Origin of the sequence: Micromonospora sp. NPDC048063 (assembly GCF_043202855.1) — a bacterium.
In the GTDB taxonomy this organism is placed as follows: Bacteria; Actinomycetota; Actinomycetes; order Mycobacteriales; family Micromonosporaceae; genus Micromonospora.
In genome coordinates this window covers 648,765-664,102 of sequence record NZ_JBIDBG010000003.1, presented here as the reverse complement: position 1 = coordinate 664,102, position 15,338 = coordinate 648,765, and the positions used below count along the sequence as shown (strand labels likewise).

The following is a 15,338-nucleotide window of genomic DNA, read 5'->3' as shown; positions in this document are numbered from 1 at the left end:
GTGTGACCTTAACGCGAAGGAACGCGCCGGTATCGCTCGGGTACCGCCACACCGGGACGATTTGGTCCCTCCGGGCCACAGTCGCCACCTCGGGGGGATGATCCACCGCAAAAACGACGCCGGTGACGACGCGTCGCCGATGGCCGGTTCGCCGGGTCAGCGCGGCCGGCTCCCGTTCCTATACTGGTCCGGCCGCTCGCCGACCGGGTGGCCGCACGGGCGGCCGCACCTCGGCTCCGCGCACCAGCCGCCGCGGGGCAACCGCGAGTTCCGTTGGAAAGGATCCACGGTTTGACCAGCCTCATCGCGCTCGCCGTCGCCATCGTGCCCGGCGCGCTGCTCGGATTCGCGCTGCCCCCGGGCCGCTACCGGTGGGCCACCTGGGCCGCCGCCCCGGCGTTGACCCTGGGCCTGGTCACCCTCGCCATGACATGGCTGCCGAAACTCGGGCTGCCGAACGGTCCGCTGGCGGTGCTCGCCGCCGAGGTGCTGCTCGCCGGCCTCGCGGTGCTCGCGTCCCGGCTGGTGACCCGCGGCCTGGTCGACCCGGACGCGACCGACCGCACCGCCACCGCCGACGGCGACGCCGCCAGGCGGCCGACCGACGCCGGGTGGCGGGGGCGGATCACCCGGCTGCGGCTGCCGGCGGTACGCCCCGGCCGCGCCGACGTCCTCGGGATCGCCGTGCCCGCCGTGGTCAGCGTCGCCTTCGGCTGGCTGATGCTGGGTCGGCTCGTCGCCCCGCCCGGGTGGGACGCCATGAACCACGGCTTCCTCACCCGGCGGATCATGGAAACCGACAGCGTGCTGATCTCCTCGGCCTGCACCAGCGGTTCCACCGATCCGGCGCTGTCCTGCTCCTTCTACCCGCTCGCGGCCAACGTGGCCTGGGCCCAGGCGGCGGAGATCTCCGGCGGGCGGATCAGCACGGTGCTGAGCGCCTGGTCGATCCTCGTCGGGCCGCTCGCGCTGGTGGCGGCCGTCTACGCCTGCGTCCGGGCCCTCGGCGGCAGGCCGGTGGTGGCCGCCAGCGCCGCCGCCGCGCCGGCCGTGCTCGGCCCGATGTGGATGTCGGTGATCACGGGTCGGATCACCGAGCAGACCGCCCCCTGCATGGCCGGGGCGATCGCGCTGCTGATCGCGCTCGCCGCGCGCGGCGCCCACCCGGTCCGGCTGGGCCTGCTCGCCGGCCTGTGCGGCGCCGGGATCGTCATGACGCACACGTACGACGTGCTGTTCATCGCCGTCCTGGCGATCGGCATGCTGCTGGCCGTACGCGGCCGGTGGGTGCTGCGCCGGGTCGCCGCGGCGGCCGGCGCGATGGTGGTGGCCGGGCTGGTGCCGCTGCTGCCCCTGCTCGGGGTGCTGGCCGGCGCCAACGGCGAGCGGCTGTCGAACCCGCCCGCCCTGCTCGGCAGGTACGGCGAATCGTTCGAGTACTGGGTCACCGACCCGCAGCGGTACGTCCTGTTCGCCTACCCGGGCGTCGGCGGTCAGGACTTCCAGCTCAGCGAGCCGACGATCCAGGTCGGCCTCTGGCTGGTCATCCCGTGCCTGCTGCTCTCCCCGCTCTGCCTGGTGCTGCCGCGGCTGCGGTGGGCCCGGCCGTGGTTCGCCGCCGGCGTGGTCTGGACGGCGATCGGGGTGTGGACCACCGCGTCCGACTCGACGGCCGCGATGACGCTCTCCAGCCTGTGGTACGGCGTCCGGGAGCGGGTCCGCTCGATGATCTTCCCGGTGTACGGGCTGCTGGCGGTCGCCGGCGCGGTGGTGCTGGGGCTGGCCGTGCAGTGGCTGCTGACCCGCGTCGCCGCGAAGGCCGGGGCGCTGCGCGGGTCGGAGGCGCCGACGGCGGTCGCCGCCGGGGTACTGGTGGCGGTGCTGCTCGGCCTCGCCGCGGTACCGGCGAGCTGGCAGCCGCTGCGCGGCGCGCTCAAGGGCCGGGCGCCGGTCGGCGCCTCCTTCGAGAAGACGTTCGAGTGGCTGGCGGAGAACAACCCGCCCGGCGCCACCGTCGCCTACGACCGGCACCACGAGTTCATCACCTGGGCCTACGCCGACTACGAGGTGCCGCTGCTGTTCGGCATCCCGCCGCTGCCCGGCCTGCCGGCGGAGAACTACGAGCGGCGGTGGGACGCGTGGAACTGGCTGGTGAACAACGCCGACGCCCGGCCCGCCGGGTGCGAGGTGCGCCAGTTCAACATCTCGTACGTGGTGGTCGGAAAGCGGAACATGCCCGGCGCCTGGGACAAGCACTACGAGCGCGAGCGGCTGGAGACCAGCGACCGGCTGGAGCTGGCCCACACGATCGGCCGGATCAACATCTACCGGGTCACCGAGGCCGGCCGGAGCTGCGCCACCGGGGGCTGAGCGCGACGGCCGGGAGACGACGAAGGGGCGGGGCGACCACGGTCGCCCCGCCCCTTTTGTCGGTCCGTCAGCGCCCGTTGTCGGCGAAGAGCCGGCCGACCACCCGGTGCGCGGGCAGGATGCGCTGCCGCTCCACGTCGGCGTCGGCCGTGCCGGCGACGATGTCCAGGAAGTGGTCGAGCTGGGCGGCGAGCGGCTCCCGGTTGGTGAGCAGCTCCGGGACCTCTATGATGCTCTGCTGCCGGTAGCCGCGCCCGTCCGGCGTGGCCGCGTCCGACGAGACGTGCCGATAGATGGTCACGTCCTTGCGGATCAGGTCCGCCTCGATCAGCCGGTCGACCTCGCTGATCACCAACGTCCGGACCTTGCGCTGCCCGATCCGGCTGGCCGAGACGTTGGCCAGGGCACCGCTGCCGAAGTTCAGCACCGTCTCCGCCACGTCTTCCGCCTCGGCGAGCGAGTCCGGGTGGAAGTGGCCGAAGGTGCCCCGGACCCCCACCGGCTCCTCGCCGCCGAACGCCTGGATCGCCAGGTCGACGTCGTGGATGAGCAGGTCCCAGGCGACCCCGGTGCGGATCCGCGGCGCGTACGGCGAGTGCCGGGTGGCGGTCAGGTGCACCGGGCGGTCGACCAGGGCGAGGGCCGTCAGCACCGCCGGGTTGAACCGCTCCAGCAGGCCGCACAGCAGCGGCACGCCGCGCTTGCCGGCGGTGGCCACGATCTCCTCGGTCTCGGCGAGGCTGCCGCAGACCGGCTTCTCGATCAGCAGCGGCTTGTCGGCGGCGAGCACCTGGTCGGCGAGGCCGTGGTGGAACTCGGTCGGCGCGGCGATCACCACGGCGTCGACGTCGGAGAGGTCGTCGGCGTTCGGGGCCCAGCCGGCCCCGTACCGCTCGGCGATCTGCTGGCCGACGGAGCGCCGGGGCTCGATCACCCGGGCCAGCTCCGCCCGGTCGGACTGGGCGATCACCCGGGCGTGCAGCGAGCCCATCATCCCGGTGCCGACCAGGGCGAAACGCACCTTGGCGGTCATGCGCCCACCGCCGCGCGGACGGCCTCGACCACCTGGTCGACGTCGCTGTCGGAGAGGTGGTGGTGCACCGGCAGCGAGACGCACTGGCGGACGACCCGGTCGGCCACCGGCGCCGGGTCGGCGACCACGCGGGGGTGGTCCCGGTAGCAGTCGTAGTCGTAGACGGTCTTCGGGTAGTAGATGCCGCAGCCGACGCCGCGCTCGGTCAGCCGGGTGATCACCTCGTCGCGGCTCACCGGGGCCTCGTCGGTGACCAGCACCGTGTACTGGTGCCAGACGTGCGAGCGGCCGGGCAGCTCGGTCGGCAGGCGCAGCCCGGGGACGTCGGCCAGGCCGGCGGAGAGCCGGGCGGCGTTGTCCTTGCGGCGCTTGACGTTCTCGCCGTACGTGGCGATCTGCGGGATGCCCAGCGCGGCCTGCAGGTCGGTGAGGCGGTAGTTGTGCCCGGCCACCTCGTACTGGTAGCGCTGCCGCATGCCCTGGTTGCGCAGCACCCGCAGCCGGTCGGCGAGGCCGGCGTCGTCGGTGGTGATCATGCCGCCCTCACCCGTGGTGAGGTTCTTGGTGGCGTACAGCGAGAAGGTGCCGAGCCCGAAGCTGCCGGCGCCGCGCCCGGAGATCGTGGCACCGAGCGACTGGGCGGTGTCCTCGACGAGCCCGAGGCCGTGCTGCCGCGCCAGCGGGGCGATCGCGTCCATGTCGGCGGGCTGGCCGTACAGGTGGACCGGCATGAGCACCTTGGTGCGCGGGCCGACGGCGGCGGCGAGGGCCTCCGGGTCGACGCAGAAGTCGTCCTCGCGGATGTCGGCGAACCGGGCGGTGGCGCCCGCCTCGAGGATCGCGTTGAGGGTCGCGACGAAGGTGAAGGGGCTGGTGACGACCTCGTCGCCAGGCTGGAGGTCGAGCACCTGGAGCGCGGCCACGAGCGCGGTGGTGCCGTTGTTGACGGCCACCGCGTGCTCGACGCCGACCAGGTCGGCGAACTCGCGCTCCAGACGGGCCACCATCGGTCCCTGCGCGATGACGCCCGAACGGATCACCTCGACCGCCAACCGTTCGGCCGCCTCGTCCAGCTTGACGACGGAAATCGGGATCACAAGCGCTCTCCTTGGGGTGTGGGGCAGCGTGCAGACGGTAGCAGCGCGGGAGGACCCCGGCACATCTGGACCGCCCCGGCGAGAATCCGCGCACGCCCGGGGGAGGGCCCGACTCGCCGACCGGGCTGGGTTCGTGGTACGCCCCGCGCTGCGCTAGTCTCGGCGAATTGTGCAGGCGACCCCAACGGGTCAGGGCGACGCGGAGGCAGGACGGCCGTGGCAGAGACCGCGACGCAGGTCGAAACGGTGACCGCACCGGCCGAGGGGGCCGGCGCGGCGAAGGGCCCGTCCCGCTGGCTCTCGTTGGGCGTACGGGTCGTGGTGATCGCGGCGATCGCGGCGGGCATGACCTGGAGCGTCGTCAGCCAGTGGCCGGACGTCCGGCAGACCTGGCTCGACCTGGCGTGGCCCTCGGTGGTGCTCGCCGTGCTGGCGGTGCTCGCCGGGATGTTCGCCAACTCGATGGCGTGGCGGGCCGCGGCGGAGGACCTGGAGCACCGGGTGTCCGTTCCCGCCGCCCTGCGGATCTGCATGGTCGGGCAGCTCGGCAAGTACATCCCGGGCAGCGTGTGGGCGTACGTCCTGCAGATGGAGTTGGGCCGGCGGGCCGGGCTGCCGCGCGCGCGGGCCTTCCTGGCCACGCTGGTCGCGCTGGGGCTCGGCGTGGTCGCCGCGCTCGGCGTCGGCCTGCTGAGCCTGCCCTCGCTGCTGGACGCGACCGCCGAGACCGGGGCCGAGTACGCCGAGCCGGTCCGGGTGGCGCTCTACATCGTCGCCGTGCTGTTCCCGATCGCCCTGATCTGCGCGATTCCGGCGGTGCTCACCCGGCTGATCCAGATCGTCCTCAAGGTGCTGCGCCGACCGCCGCTACAGCACCGGCTGACGCTGCCCGGTGTGCTGCGGGTGGTCGGCTGGAGCGCCCTGGGCTACACGCTGTTCGGCGTGCACCTGTGGCTGCTGGCCAACGCCCAGGCCGCTCCCGGCGTCGGCGGCCTGCTGCGCAGCATCGGCTCGTTCGCCATCGCGATGACCGTCGGGATGTTCGCCTTCCTCTCCCCCTCCGGGCTCGGCGTCCGGGAGGCCGTGCTGGTCGCCACCATGGCGCCCTTCCTCGCCGGCGCCGGGGGCATCGGGGCGGCGACGGGCATCGCCCTCGCCTCCCGGCTGATCTTCACGGTGGCGGACCTCCTCGCCGCCGGCATCGCCGCCCTGTCCGGGGTGCGGCAGCTCCGTCGGGGGACGCCCGACGAGGCCGACGAGGCGGTCGCCGTCGAGCAGGTTCCGACGCCCCGCTCCGCCGCCGACCAGGCCGCCGCGCCGGTCACCACCCGCTGACGCCACCCCGCCGGCCCGTGCCCGGCGGAGACCGTCCCGCGAAACGCCGGTGCCCCCGACCACGCTCGTGGCCGGGGGCACCGTCTCGTCGTACGGTCAGCGGCGGCGGGCGGCCGCCATCTCGCCGAGCACCTCCAGGTGCCGGTGCAGCACCCGGTCGAGGCTGAAGCGCTCCCGGATGAGCGACTGGCCGTTGACGCCGATCTGCTTGGCCAGGGCCGGGTCGGTCAGCGCGGCGATCAGCCGCTCGGCCAGGCCCGACACGTCGCCGGGCCGGCAGAGCAGGACGTTCTCGCCGTCGCGCAGCGAGATGCCGGGGAAGTTGTCCGCCCGTGCGGGCGCCACCACGGGCACGCCCGCAGCCATCGCCTCCAGGGTCGCCGTGCCGAGGCCGAGCCCCTGCTCGTGCGACTCCACCGTCGCGGCGGCCAGGTAGTCGGGGATCTCGCTCTTGGCCACCTTGCCGGCCGCGATGACGGCGTGCTCGACGCCGAGCGCCCGGGCCCGCTCCGCGAACACCCCGTAGTAGACCTGGCCGCAGATGAGCAGTTTCGCGTCCGGCACCTTGGCCAGCACCTCGGGCAGCGCCTCGACCAGCGCGATGCGGTCGCGCAGCGGGATCACGTGCCCCACCGACAGGATCACCGGCGAGGTGCCCAGGTCGTGCCGCTCGCGGACCCGCTGGGCGTTGCCGCCGACCACCCAGTCCGGGTCCACCCCGACCGGGATCGGCACCAGGCCGGAGTGCGCGCCCCGGTAGCGGGCCTCGATGTACTCCTGCATGAGCACGTCCATCACCACGAGCCGCGGCTTGGACCGCCACATGAACGGCTTGACCATGGTCGCGTCCAGCCCGCGGAACACCTTCGCGTAGCGGGCCTGCGGGTTCTCCAGCCGGGTGTGGATGGACAGCAGCGCCGGCACCCCGCGCTTGCGCGCGTAGAGCGCGGTCGCCCAGGTCAGGTCGAAGAACTGGCCGTGCTGGTGGATGACGTCCGGCCGGAACTCGTCGAGCAGCTTGCGGACCCGGCGCAGCAGGCTGGGCCGGGTGGTGAACGAGATGTCGAAGCTCACCGCCAGCCGGGTCTGCGGCAGCATCCACGCCGGCAGCCGGACGATCCGCAGCCCGTCGCGCTCCTCGACCGCCGGGGCGTCCTGGTAGGCGGCCGTGAGCACCAGCACGTCGTGCCCCTCGGCGGCGTAGCCCTTGGCGAGCGACTCGGACAGGTGCGAGCTTCCGCCCGCGCGCGGCGGGAAGAAGTTGTTGACCACTGCGATACGCACGGGAGGGGTGCTCCTAGCTCTCCGCTACAGGGACGAACCGGACATCGCCGCCGTCCAACTCGACTGTGGAGACCACCCGGGCGGGGACCCCCGTCACGACCGCCCCCGGTGGCACGTCTCTGGTGACCACGGCCCCCGCGCCGACGACCGCACCGTCACCGATGGTGACGCCCATCATCACGGTCGCGTTCGCCCCGATGAACACCCGGTCGCCGATCGCCACCGGCGCCCGGTCCACGGAAGCATGGGCACGCCCCGACACGCAACGCCGGGCGGTGGAGTGGGTGTAGATCTGCGCGCCGCAGCTGATGTCGCAGCCGGCTCCGATGGTCAGCCCACCGGAGCCGTCGATGACGGTGAACGCGCCGATCCACGTGCCCGCGCCGATCACCGGCTCGCCGATCACCCACGCGTGCGGGTTGTACGGGTTCGCCGGGAGCCCGTGCGACGACGGACCCCCGGCGGACGGCGACTGGGTCACGCGACCTCGGTCTTGATGAGGTCGGTCATCCCGTCCTCGACGGCGATGGTGGGCTCCCAGCCGAGCACCTCGCGGGCCCGGGTGATGTCGGCGGCGCGCCGGCTGACCAGCACCTCGCGCGGGTTGAACTGCGGCTGCACGTCGACGCCGACAGCCTTGATCAGGATCTCGGCGAGGGTCGCGATCGAGGTGTCGATGCCGGTGCCGATGTTGACCGGCACGTTGCCCTGCTCGGCCTCCATCGCCGCGACCACCGAGCGGGCGATGTCGTGGACGTGGATGAAGTCCATCGACTGCTCGCCCTTGCCGTCGATGACCGGCGGCTCGCCGTTCTTGAGCCGCTTCACGAAGTGGTTGATCACCGAGGTGTAGTAGGCGGTCGGCTTCTGACCCGGGCCGTAGACGTTGAAGAACCGCAGGGCGATCCAGTTCAGGCCCTTGCTGCGCTGGTAGAAGCCGAGCAGGTCCTCGCCGGCCCGCTTGGAGATGCAGTACGGGGTGAGCGGGTCGAGCCGGTCGTCCTCGTGCATCGGCAGCTTCTTCGGGTCGCCGTAGACCGACGCCGACGACGCGAAGACCAGCCGCTTGACACCGTGGTCGGCGGCGGCGGCGAACACGTTGTGGTTGCCGACCATGTTGATGTCGATCGACTCGTACGGGTCGGCCTGGCTCTTGTTGATCGAGACCGCGGCCAGGTGGATCACGTAGTCGCAGCCCTTCATGGCCGCGTGCACGGCGCCGCCGTAGCGGACGTCCTGGTCGATCAGCTCGACGTCGCCGGTGGCCACCAGCTCCGCGACCCGGTCCCGGTCACCGCGGAACATGTTGTCGAAGATGCGGACCTTGTAGCCCTTCTCCAACAGCATCGGCACCACGTGCAGGCCGATGAAACCCGCGCCTCCGGTGATGAAGACGGTCTGCTTCGACATGGCGGAGCGTGTCCTTCCTTGGGGAGTCAGCGGCTGGTGGCCGCGGTGTTGACGACGTCCACCAGCGTGGCCGCGACGGTCTCGACCTGGGCGTCGGTGAGGTTGGCGTGCATCGGGATGGCCAGGTGCCGGGCGAACAGGTCCGCCGAGACCGGGCAGGGCGTGGTCTGGCCGTAGAGCGGCTGGACGTGCGAGGCGTACGTGCCGAAGGTGCACTGCACGCCGCGCTGCCGCAGCGCCAGCGCCACCGCGCCCCGGTCGACGGAGGGCGCCAGCGTGACGACGTACGACTGCCAGGGGTGCTCGCGGTCGGGCGCCTCGTACGGGGTGGTGATCAGCTCGTGGTCCTTGAGCAGCTCGCCGTAGCGGGCCGCGGTGCGGCGCTTCGCGGCCAGCAGGTCCGGCAGCCGGTCGAGCTGGGCGAGCATGATCGCCGCGGAGATGTCCGAGAGCCGGTAGTTGTAGCCCAGCTCGGTGAAGGTCGGGATCGGCAGGTGCGACAGCTCGGCGCGGGTGAGCGCCCCCTCCACCCCGTACGTGTGCAACTTGCGGGCGTGGGCGGCGAGGTCCTCCCGGTCGGTGACGTAGGCCCCGCCCTCGCCGGCGGTGATGCCCTTGCGGCCGTGGAAGCTGAAGGTGGCGACGTCGGCCAGGCTGCCGGCCGGCCGGCCCTTGTAGGTGGCGCCGGCGGAGCAGGCGGCGTCCTCGACCAGGAACAGGCCGTGCTTGTCGGCGATGGCGCGCAGCTCGTCGTAGTCGGCGGGCTGCCCGAACGCGTCGACGGCGATGATGCCGACGGTGCGCGGGGTGATCGCGGCCTCGACGGCGGCCGGGTCGACCGTCCAGGTGTCCGGCCGCACGTCGGCGAAGACCGGCGTGGCGCCGGCCCACATCACCGAGTGCCCGGTGGCCGGGAAGGTGTAGTCGCCGACGATCACCTCGTCGCCCGGCTTGACACCGAGAGTGAGCAGCGCCAGGTGCAGCGCCGAGCCGCAGTTGCTGGTGGCGAGGGCGTGCCGGGTGCCGGCGGTGGCGGCGAAGCGCTCCTCGAAGCGGCGGCAGGTGGGCCCGGAGCCGGCGAGCCAGCCGGAGGCGAAGACCTCGGCGATGGCCGCGAGCTCCGCCTCGCCGACCGTGGGCTGGCCGAGCGCGATGACCTCAGACATGTGACCCCCAGAGTGATGGACCCGGAGCAGTCTAGGCCAACCGGGCGGGTCGTCCGCGAGTCGGGCACGCGGGACGGCTTGGTTACCATCGGTCGCGGCGTCGGCAGGGGAGATGAGATGACCAGGTTCGTGGTGGTGGGTGGCGGCATCGTCGGGCTCGCCGTGGCACACCGGCTGATGACCGACCGGCCCGGGGACCAGGTCACCGTGCTGGAGAAGGAGGCCGGCTGGGCGGCCCACCAGACGGGGCACAACTCGGGCGTCATCCACGCCGGCGTCTACTACAAGCCGGGCAGCCTGAAGGCCACCCTGTGCAAGGCCGGCAGCGCGTCGATGGTCGAGTTCTGCGAGCGGCACGGGCTCGCGTACGACATCTGCGGGAAGCTGATCGTCGCCACCGACCCGGAGGAGCTGCCCCGGCTGCACGCCCTGCACGAGCGGGCCACGGCCAACGGCCTGCCGGCGCGGCTGATCGAGGCCGCCGAGGCGGCCGAGTACGAGCCGCACGTCGCGGCCGTCGCCGCGCTGCACGTCGCCTCGACCGGCATCGTCGACTTCGGGGCGGTCTGCCGCAAGCTCGCCGAGCTGCTCGCGGCGGGCGGGGCGGAGCTGCGCACCGAGACCGAGGTCACGGGCGTGGCCACCCGGCCCGAGGGCGTGGTGGTCAGCACCACCAGAGGCGAGGTCGTCGCGGACGTCCTGGTCAACTGCGCCGGTCTGCACGCCGACCGCATCTCCCGGCTGGCCGGGGTGCCCACGCCGGTGCGGATCGTGCCGTTCCGCGGCGAGTACTACGAGTTGGTGCCGCAGCGGCAGGGCCTGGTGCGGGGGCTGATCTACCCGGTGCCGGACCCGCAGTTCCCGTTCCTCGGGGTGCACCTGACCAAGATGATCGACGGCAGCGTGCACGCCGGCCCGAACGCCGTGCTGGCGACCGCCCGGGAGGGCTACTCCTGGGGCCGGATCAGCCCGCGCGACATCTGGGACGAGCTGACCTACCGGGGCCTGTGGGCGCTGGGCCGCCGGCACTACCGCTACGGGCTGACCGAGGTGGCCCGGTCGCTGTCGAAGAAGCGGTTCGCGGCGAGCCTGGCCCGGCTGGTGCCGGAGCTGACCCCGGCGGACATCGTCCGGGCCGGCGCCGGCGTCCGCGCCCAGGCGATCCTGCCCGACGGCGGGCTGGTGGACGACTTCCTCATCGTCGAGGCGGACCGGCAGGTGCACGTGCTCAACGCGCCCTCCCCCGCCGCGACCAGCTCGTTGGAGATCGCCCGGCACATCGTCTCCCGGCTGCCGGTCGACGCGCCGCGCTGACCCGACGGGCCCGGGGCGGGCGGCCCCGGCCCCGGGCCCGTCGGGCGGGCGGCGAGTTCCGGGACCGCACGGGTTCGGGGCGGCGAGTTCCCGGGGCCCGCACGGGGCGGGCGGCGCCGGTCCGGGACGGGCGCTGGGCGGCCGGTCAGGCGGGCGTGGCGTCGGTGGCCGCCGCGCGGGGCCGGGGCACGGCGGTGCCGGCGCCGAGCCCGGTGGCCACCGCCTCGACCAGCGTGTCCAGGTACGCGTCGGTGAGCGGGGTCCGCGCGATCGCCAGCCGCCAGTAGAGCGGGCCGACGATCAGGTCGACGGCCGCCTCGGGGTCGGTGTCGGGCGGCAGCTCGCCGCGCTGCACGGCGCGGCCGATCAGCCGGCCGCCGATCTCCTGCTGCCGCGCCCGCAGCAGCTGCTGGAGGGTCTGGTCGATGGTCGGGTTGCGGGCCGCCTCGGCGAGCAGGTCGGGGATGATCTGCGAGGCCAGCGGGTGCCGCAGCGCGTGCGCCACGACCTGGAAGAGCAGTTGGAGGTCGCCGCGCAGGGTGCCGGTGTCCAGCGCCGGCAGCTTGCCGGTGGCCGCCGCGGCGACGATCTCCAGCACCAGTTCGAGCTTCGAGCTCCAGCGCCGGTAGATCGCGGTCTTGCTCACCCCGGCCCGCCGGGCCACCGCCTCGATGGAGAGCCGGCCGTAGCCGACCGCGGCGAGCTCCTGCATCAGCGCGCGGCGGATCGCCGTGGTGATGTCGTCCCGCAGCACCGCCGCGCCGGCCGGCACCCGCCTCTTCCCGGTCGTCACCTGGAGCTCGTCTCGGCTGTCACGAGGAACAATGTAGCGCAACGACGGTACGGTTGCGTCCCGACGTGTTTCGGACTACTGTCCACGCAGCGGCGAGGCGGCGCTCCCCGCTTGGTTCCATCGTCGCGCCTCATCCGTCGTCACGAAAGATCGGAGCGCCCATCCCATGGCCAACACCGCGCTGGCCGACCCCGACTCCGGCCTCACCCAGGCGCAGCTGGCCGCCCGCCACGGGCTCCGGGTCGCCGGCGAGCGGCCACCCCTGGCCGAGTACGCCCGGCGGCTCTGGCGCTACCGGCACTTCATCGCCGCGTACGCCAACGCGAAGCTCGTCGCGTCGTTCAGCAACGCCCGGCTCGGGCAGCTGTGGCAGGTGCTCACCCCGCTGACCAACGCGGCGGTCTACTACCTGATCTTCGGCGTGGTGCTGAAGCAGGACAGCATCCCGAACTTCATCGCCTACCTCTGCACCGGTCTGTTCATCTTCAACTTCACCCAGACCGCCGTGCAGAGCGGCACCCAGTCGATCACCGGCAACCTGGGCCTGATCCGGGCGCTGCACTTCCCCCGGGCCTGCCTGCCGCTGGCCGTCACGGTCACCCAGTTCCAGCAGCTCCTCGGCTCGATGGTGGTGCTCATCGCCATCGTGCTGGTGACCGGCGAGCCGATCACCTTCGCCTGGCTGCTGCTGGTCCCGGCGATCATCCTCCAGGCGGTCTTCAACGCCGGGCTCACCATGACCGTGGCCCGGATGGGCGCGAAGCTGGCCGACCTCAAGCAGGTCATGCCCTTCGTCCTGCGCACCTGGATGTACGGCTCCGGCGTGCTCTACAGCGTGGCGCTCTTCGAGGAGCAGCTGCCCGGCTGGGCCTCCCGGCTGGTCGAGTTCAACCCGGCGCTGGTCTACATCGAGCTGGCCCGCGTCGCGCTGCTGGAGCAGGCGCCGCTGCTCAGCTCCTCCGTGCTCCAGCTCTGGCTGGCCGCGGTGGGCTGGGCGATCGTGATGGGCGTCGGGGGTTTCATCTACTTCTGGCGGGGCGAACAGGAGTACGGCCGTGGTTGAGCAGTTCGAGTCGTCCAACGACGTGACGGTGACGCTGCCCCGGGTCCAGGACCGGGTGCCGACCGTGGTGGTCGACGACGCGCACGTGATCTACCGGGTACACAAGGGCGGCGGCGGGGGCGGCGGCCCGGTCGGCGCGCTCAAGCGGATGGTCAGCCGCACCTCGGCGCCGAACATCCGGGAGGTGCACGCGGTCAAGGGGGTCAGCTTCACCGCGTACCGGGGCGAGGCGATCGGGCTGATCGGCAGCAACGGCTCGGGCAAGTCGACCATGCTGCGGGCGATCGCCGGCCTGCTGCCGGTCAACCGCGGCGCGGTCTACACCCAGGGACAGCCCTCGCTGCTCGGCGTGAACGCGGCCCTGCTCAACGACCTCTCCGGCGAGCGCAACGTGGTGCTGGGCTGCCTGGCCATGGGGATGCCGCCGGCGGAGGTGCAGCGGCAGACCCCGGAGATCATCGAGTTCTCCGGGATCAACCAACGGGGCGACTTCGCCTCGCTGCCGATGCGCACCTACTCCTCCGGCATGGCGGCCCGGCTGCGCTTCTCCATCGCCGCGGCCAAGAAGCACGACGTGCTGCTCATCGACGAGGCGCTCGCCACCGGCGACAAGGGCTTCCGCAAGCGCAGCGAGCAGCGGGTGCGGGAGCTGCGGGAGAGCGCGGGCACGGTGTTCCTCGTCAGCCACCAGCTCTCCTCGATCAGGGAGACCTGCGAGCGGACGATCTGGCTGGAATCGGGCGTCCTGCGCATGGACGGCCCGACCGACGAGGTCCTGCGGGCGTACGAGGCGTTCGCCAACGGCAAGTAGCGCGCCGGACGGCATCGACGGAGATGCCGGCGGACCGCGTCGTCCCGTTGGGGCGGCGCGGTCGGCGCGTTAAGGTTCATCCGGTCGCCGCGCGGGCGGAACCGTCTGTTCACGCACCCCTGAGAGTGAGGATTCGGCAATGACGCAGGACCACACCACTGGCCCGGACGCCACACCGGAGACCCCGGCGCCGTGGCGGCCCTCGCGGACGGTGGCGGTGGTGCTGGCCGGCGGCACCGGGACCCGGCTGGGTCTCGGCATCCCGAAGCAGCTGCTGAAGATCGCCGGCAAGCCGATCATCGAGCACACCCTGGCGGTCTTCGAGGCCGCCCCCGAGATCGACGAGATCATCGTGCTGATGGCCACCGGCCACGTCGCCGAGGCCCAGCAGATCGTCGACAAGGCCGGCTTTCGCAAGGTCACCAAGGTCATCGAGGGCGGTGACACCCGTAACGCCACCACCCGGATCGCGCTGGACGCGGTCGGCGAGGGCGACTGCAACATCCTCTTCCACGACGCGGTGCGGCCCCTGGTCAGCGGCCGGATCGTCCGGGAGTGCGTGAACGCGCTCTGGACGTACTCCGCGGTCGACGTGGCCATCCCGTCGGCCGACACGATCATCCAGGTCGACGAGGACGACTGCATCACCGACATCCCGGTGCGCTCGTCGCTGCGCCGCGGCCAGACCCCGCAGGCGTTCCGCTCGGGCACGATCCGCGAGGCGTACCGGATCGCCGAGGGCGACCCCCACTTCGCCGCCACCGACGACTGCGGCGTCGTGCTGCGCTACCTGCCGGGCACGCCGATCAAGGTCATCGACGGCTCCGACGAGAACATCAAGGTCACCCACCCGGTCGACGTGCACCTCGCGGACAAGCTGTTCCAGCTCGCCGCCGCGCAGGCCCCCCGGGTCACCGACCACCGCAGCTACACCGAGGAGCTGACCGGCCGGACCATCGTCATCTTCGGCGGCAGCTACGGCATCGGCCACGACCTGGCCGAGCTGGCCCGCCGCTACGGCGCGCAGGTCTTCCCGTTCAGCCGCTCCAGCACCGGCACCCACGTGGAGCGCGCCGCGGACGTCGAGGCGGCACTGAAGACCGCCTTCGAGGCCACCGGCCGGATCGACCACGTGGTGGTCACCGCCGGCATCCTGGAGAAGGGCGCCCTCGTCGAGATGGACGAGGAGACCATGGACCGGGTGCTCCAGGTCAACTTCGTCGGGCCGGTCATCGCCGCCCGCCAGTCGCTGCCGTACCTCCAGCAGACCAAGGGCCAGCTGCTGCTCTACACGTCCAGCTCCTACACCCGGGGTCGCGCCCAGTACGCCCTCTACTCCTCCACCAAGGCGGCCCTGGTCAACCTCACCCAGGCGCTCTCCGACGAGTGGGCCGAGTTCGGCGTACGGGTCAACTGCATCAACCCCGAGCGCACCGCGACCCCCATGCGCACGAAGGCGTTCGGCGAGGAGCCGGAGCACACCCTGCTCGCCGCCGAGACCGTCGCCCAGGCCTCGCTGGACGTGCTGATCTCGGACCTGACCGGTCAGGTCATCGACGTGCGCCGCGCGCCGGGCGAGGTGCCGGCCCAGCCGGTGCCGGGGCAGGCCGAGCGGGCCGCCAGCCCGGCCAGCGCCGGCTGACGCGGGTCTCGGGCCACGGC

13 protein-coding genes are annotated in these 15,338 nt (G+C 72.7%); 6 read left to right on the top strand and 7 right to left on the bottom strand.

All coding sequences use genetic code 11. The annotated features are described in order from the left end of the window. Positions 1–291: 291 nt before the first annotated feature. Positions 292–2,370: a DUF6541 family protein gene (locus ACGFZ2_RS11435; protein ID WP_393452437.1), complete on the top strand. Its 2,079-nt coding sequence runs from the start codon at positions 292–294 to the stop codon at positions 2,368–2,370. Positions 2,371–2,437: 67 nt separating this feature from the next. On the opposite strand, the gene ACGFZ2_RS11430 is transcribed toward ACGFZ2_RS11435, so the two are convergent. Beyond that, positions 2,438–3,403, bottom strand: a complete 966-nt coding sequence (locus ACGFZ2_RS11430; protein WP_393267557.1) for a Gfo/Idh/MocA family protein — start codon at positions 3,401–3,403, stop codon at positions 2,438–2,440. After that, on the bottom strand, positions 3,400–4,500 hold the full coding sequence (locus ACGFZ2_RS11425) for a DegT/DnrJ/EryC1/StrS family aminotransferase (RefSeq protein ID WP_393452435.1): 1,101 nt from the start codon (positions 4,498–4,500) through the stop codon (positions 3,400–3,402). Before ACGFZ2_RS11425 ends, ACGFZ2_RS11430 begins: the two co-directional genes overlap by 4 nt. A 216-nt stretch (positions 4,501–4,716) precedes the next feature. Here ACGFZ2_RS11425 and ACGFZ2_RS11420 point away from each other — a divergent pair, with 216 nt between their 5' ends. After that, complete coding sequence (locus ACGFZ2_RS11420; RefSeq protein ID WP_393452432.1) at positions 4,717–5,835, top strand: lysylphosphatidylglycerol synthase domain-containing protein; 1,119 nt, start codon at positions 4,717–4,719, stop codon at positions 5,833–5,835. Positions 5,836–5,931: 96 nt separating this feature from the next. Here the strand turns inward: ACGFZ2_RS11420 and ACGFZ2_RS11415 are convergent, their stop codons facing one another. From ACGFZ2_RS11415 to ACGFZ2_RS11400, 4 genes are read right to left on the bottom strand one after another with little or no spacing between them, the layout of a single operon-like run. Beyond that, a complete protein-coding gene (locus ACGFZ2_RS11415; protein ID WP_350706511.1) occupies positions 5,932–7,119 on the bottom strand; it encodes a glycosyltransferase family 4 protein in 1,188 nt (395 codons plus the stop codon). Between the two features lie 13 nt (positions 7,120–7,132). Then, positions 7,133–7,600 (bottom strand): acyltransferase, encoded by a 468-nt coding sequence (locus tag ACGFZ2_RS11410; protein WP_393267568.1) that lies wholly within the window; start codon positions 7,598–7,600, stop codon positions 7,133–7,135. Continuing rightward, on the bottom strand, positions 7,597–8,529 hold the full coding sequence (locus tag ACGFZ2_RS11405) for an NAD-dependent epimerase/dehydratase family protein (protein ID WP_350677830.1): 933 nt from the start codon (positions 8,527–8,529) through the stop codon (positions 7,597–7,599). Before ACGFZ2_RS11405 ends, ACGFZ2_RS11410 begins: the two co-directional genes overlap by 4 nt. Positions 8,530–8,555: 26 nt before the next feature. Beyond that, entirely contained in the window at positions 8,556–9,695 is a 1,140-nt protein-coding gene (locus ACGFZ2_RS11400; protein WP_393452429.1) for a DegT/DnrJ/EryC1/StrS family aminotransferase, read from the bottom strand. A 117-nt stretch (positions 9,696–9,812) separates the two neighbouring features. Between ACGFZ2_RS11400 and lhgO the strand changes: the two genes are divergently transcribed. Next, positions 9,813–11,009 carry an L-2-hydroxyglutarate oxidase gene (gene lhgO, locus ACGFZ2_RS11395; protein WP_393452426.1) on the top strand — a complete coding sequence of 399 codons (1,197 nt, stop codon included), beginning with the start codon at positions 9,813–9,815 and terminating at the stop codon, positions 11,007–11,009. Positions 11,010–11,154: 145 nt separating this feature from the next. On the opposite strand, the gene ACGFZ2_RS11390 is transcribed toward lhgO, so the two are convergent. After that, positions 11,155–11,763, bottom strand: a complete 609-nt coding sequence (locus tag ACGFZ2_RS11390; protein WP_393452596.1) for a TetR/AcrR family transcriptional regulator — start codon at positions 11,761–11,763, stop codon at positions 11,155–11,157. Between the two features lie 205 nt (positions 11,764–11,968). Between ACGFZ2_RS11390 and ACGFZ2_RS11385 the strand changes: the two genes are divergently transcribed. The 3 genes from ACGFZ2_RS11385 to ACGFZ2_RS11375 all read left to right on the top strand — a co-directional run bounded on the left by ACGFZ2_RS11385 (position 11,969) and on the right by ACGFZ2_RS11375 (position 15,318). Further along, positions 11,969–12,865, top strand: a complete 897-nt coding sequence (locus ACGFZ2_RS11385) for an ABC transporter permease (protein WP_393267575.1) — start codon at positions 11,969–11,971, stop codon at positions 12,863–12,865. Then, positions 12,858–13,676 (top strand): ABC transporter ATP-binding protein, encoded by an 819-nt coding sequence (locus ACGFZ2_RS11380; protein WP_393452423.1) that lies wholly within the window; start codon positions 12,858–12,860, stop codon positions 13,674–13,676. Before ACGFZ2_RS11385 ends, ACGFZ2_RS11380 begins: the two co-directional genes overlap by 8 nt. A gap of 139 nt (positions 13,677–13,815) precedes the next feature. After that, positions 13,816–15,318: a D-ribitol-5-phosphate cytidylyltransferase gene (locus ACGFZ2_RS11375; RefSeq protein ID WP_393452420.1), complete on the top strand. Its 1,503-nt coding sequence runs from the start codon at positions 13,816–13,818 to the stop codon at positions 15,316–15,318. The last annotated feature ends 20 nt before the right edge of the window (positions 15,319–15,338 follow it).

What these genes read in the sequence shown, in the direction of transcription:
- ACGFZ2_RS11375 (WP_393452420.1), top strand. Translation starts at nt 13,816, where the DNA reads ATGACGCAGGACCACACCACTGGCCCGGACGCCACACCGGAGACCCCG.
- ACGFZ2_RS11385 (WP_393267575.1), top strand. Translation starts at nt 11,969, where the DNA reads ATGGCCAACACCGCGCTGGCCGACCCCGACTCCGGCCTCACCCAGGCG.
- lhgO (WP_393452426.1), top strand. Translation starts at nt 9,813, where the DNA reads ATGACCAGGTTCGTGGTGGTGGGTGGCGGCATCGTCGGGCTCGCCGTG.
- ACGFZ2_RS11405 (WP_350677830.1), bottom strand. Translation starts at nt 8,529, where the DNA reads ATGTCGAAGCAGACCGTCTTCATCACCGGAGGCGCGGGTTTCATCGGC.
- ACGFZ2_RS11430 (WP_393267557.1), bottom strand. Translation starts at nt 3,403, where the DNA reads ATGACCGCCAAGGTGCGTTTCGCCCTGGTCGGCACCGGGATGATGGGC.
- ACGFZ2_RS11400 (WP_393452429.1), bottom strand. Translation starts at nt 9,695, where the DNA reads ATGTCTGAGGTCATCGCGCTCGGCCAGCCCACGGTCGGCGAGGCGGAG.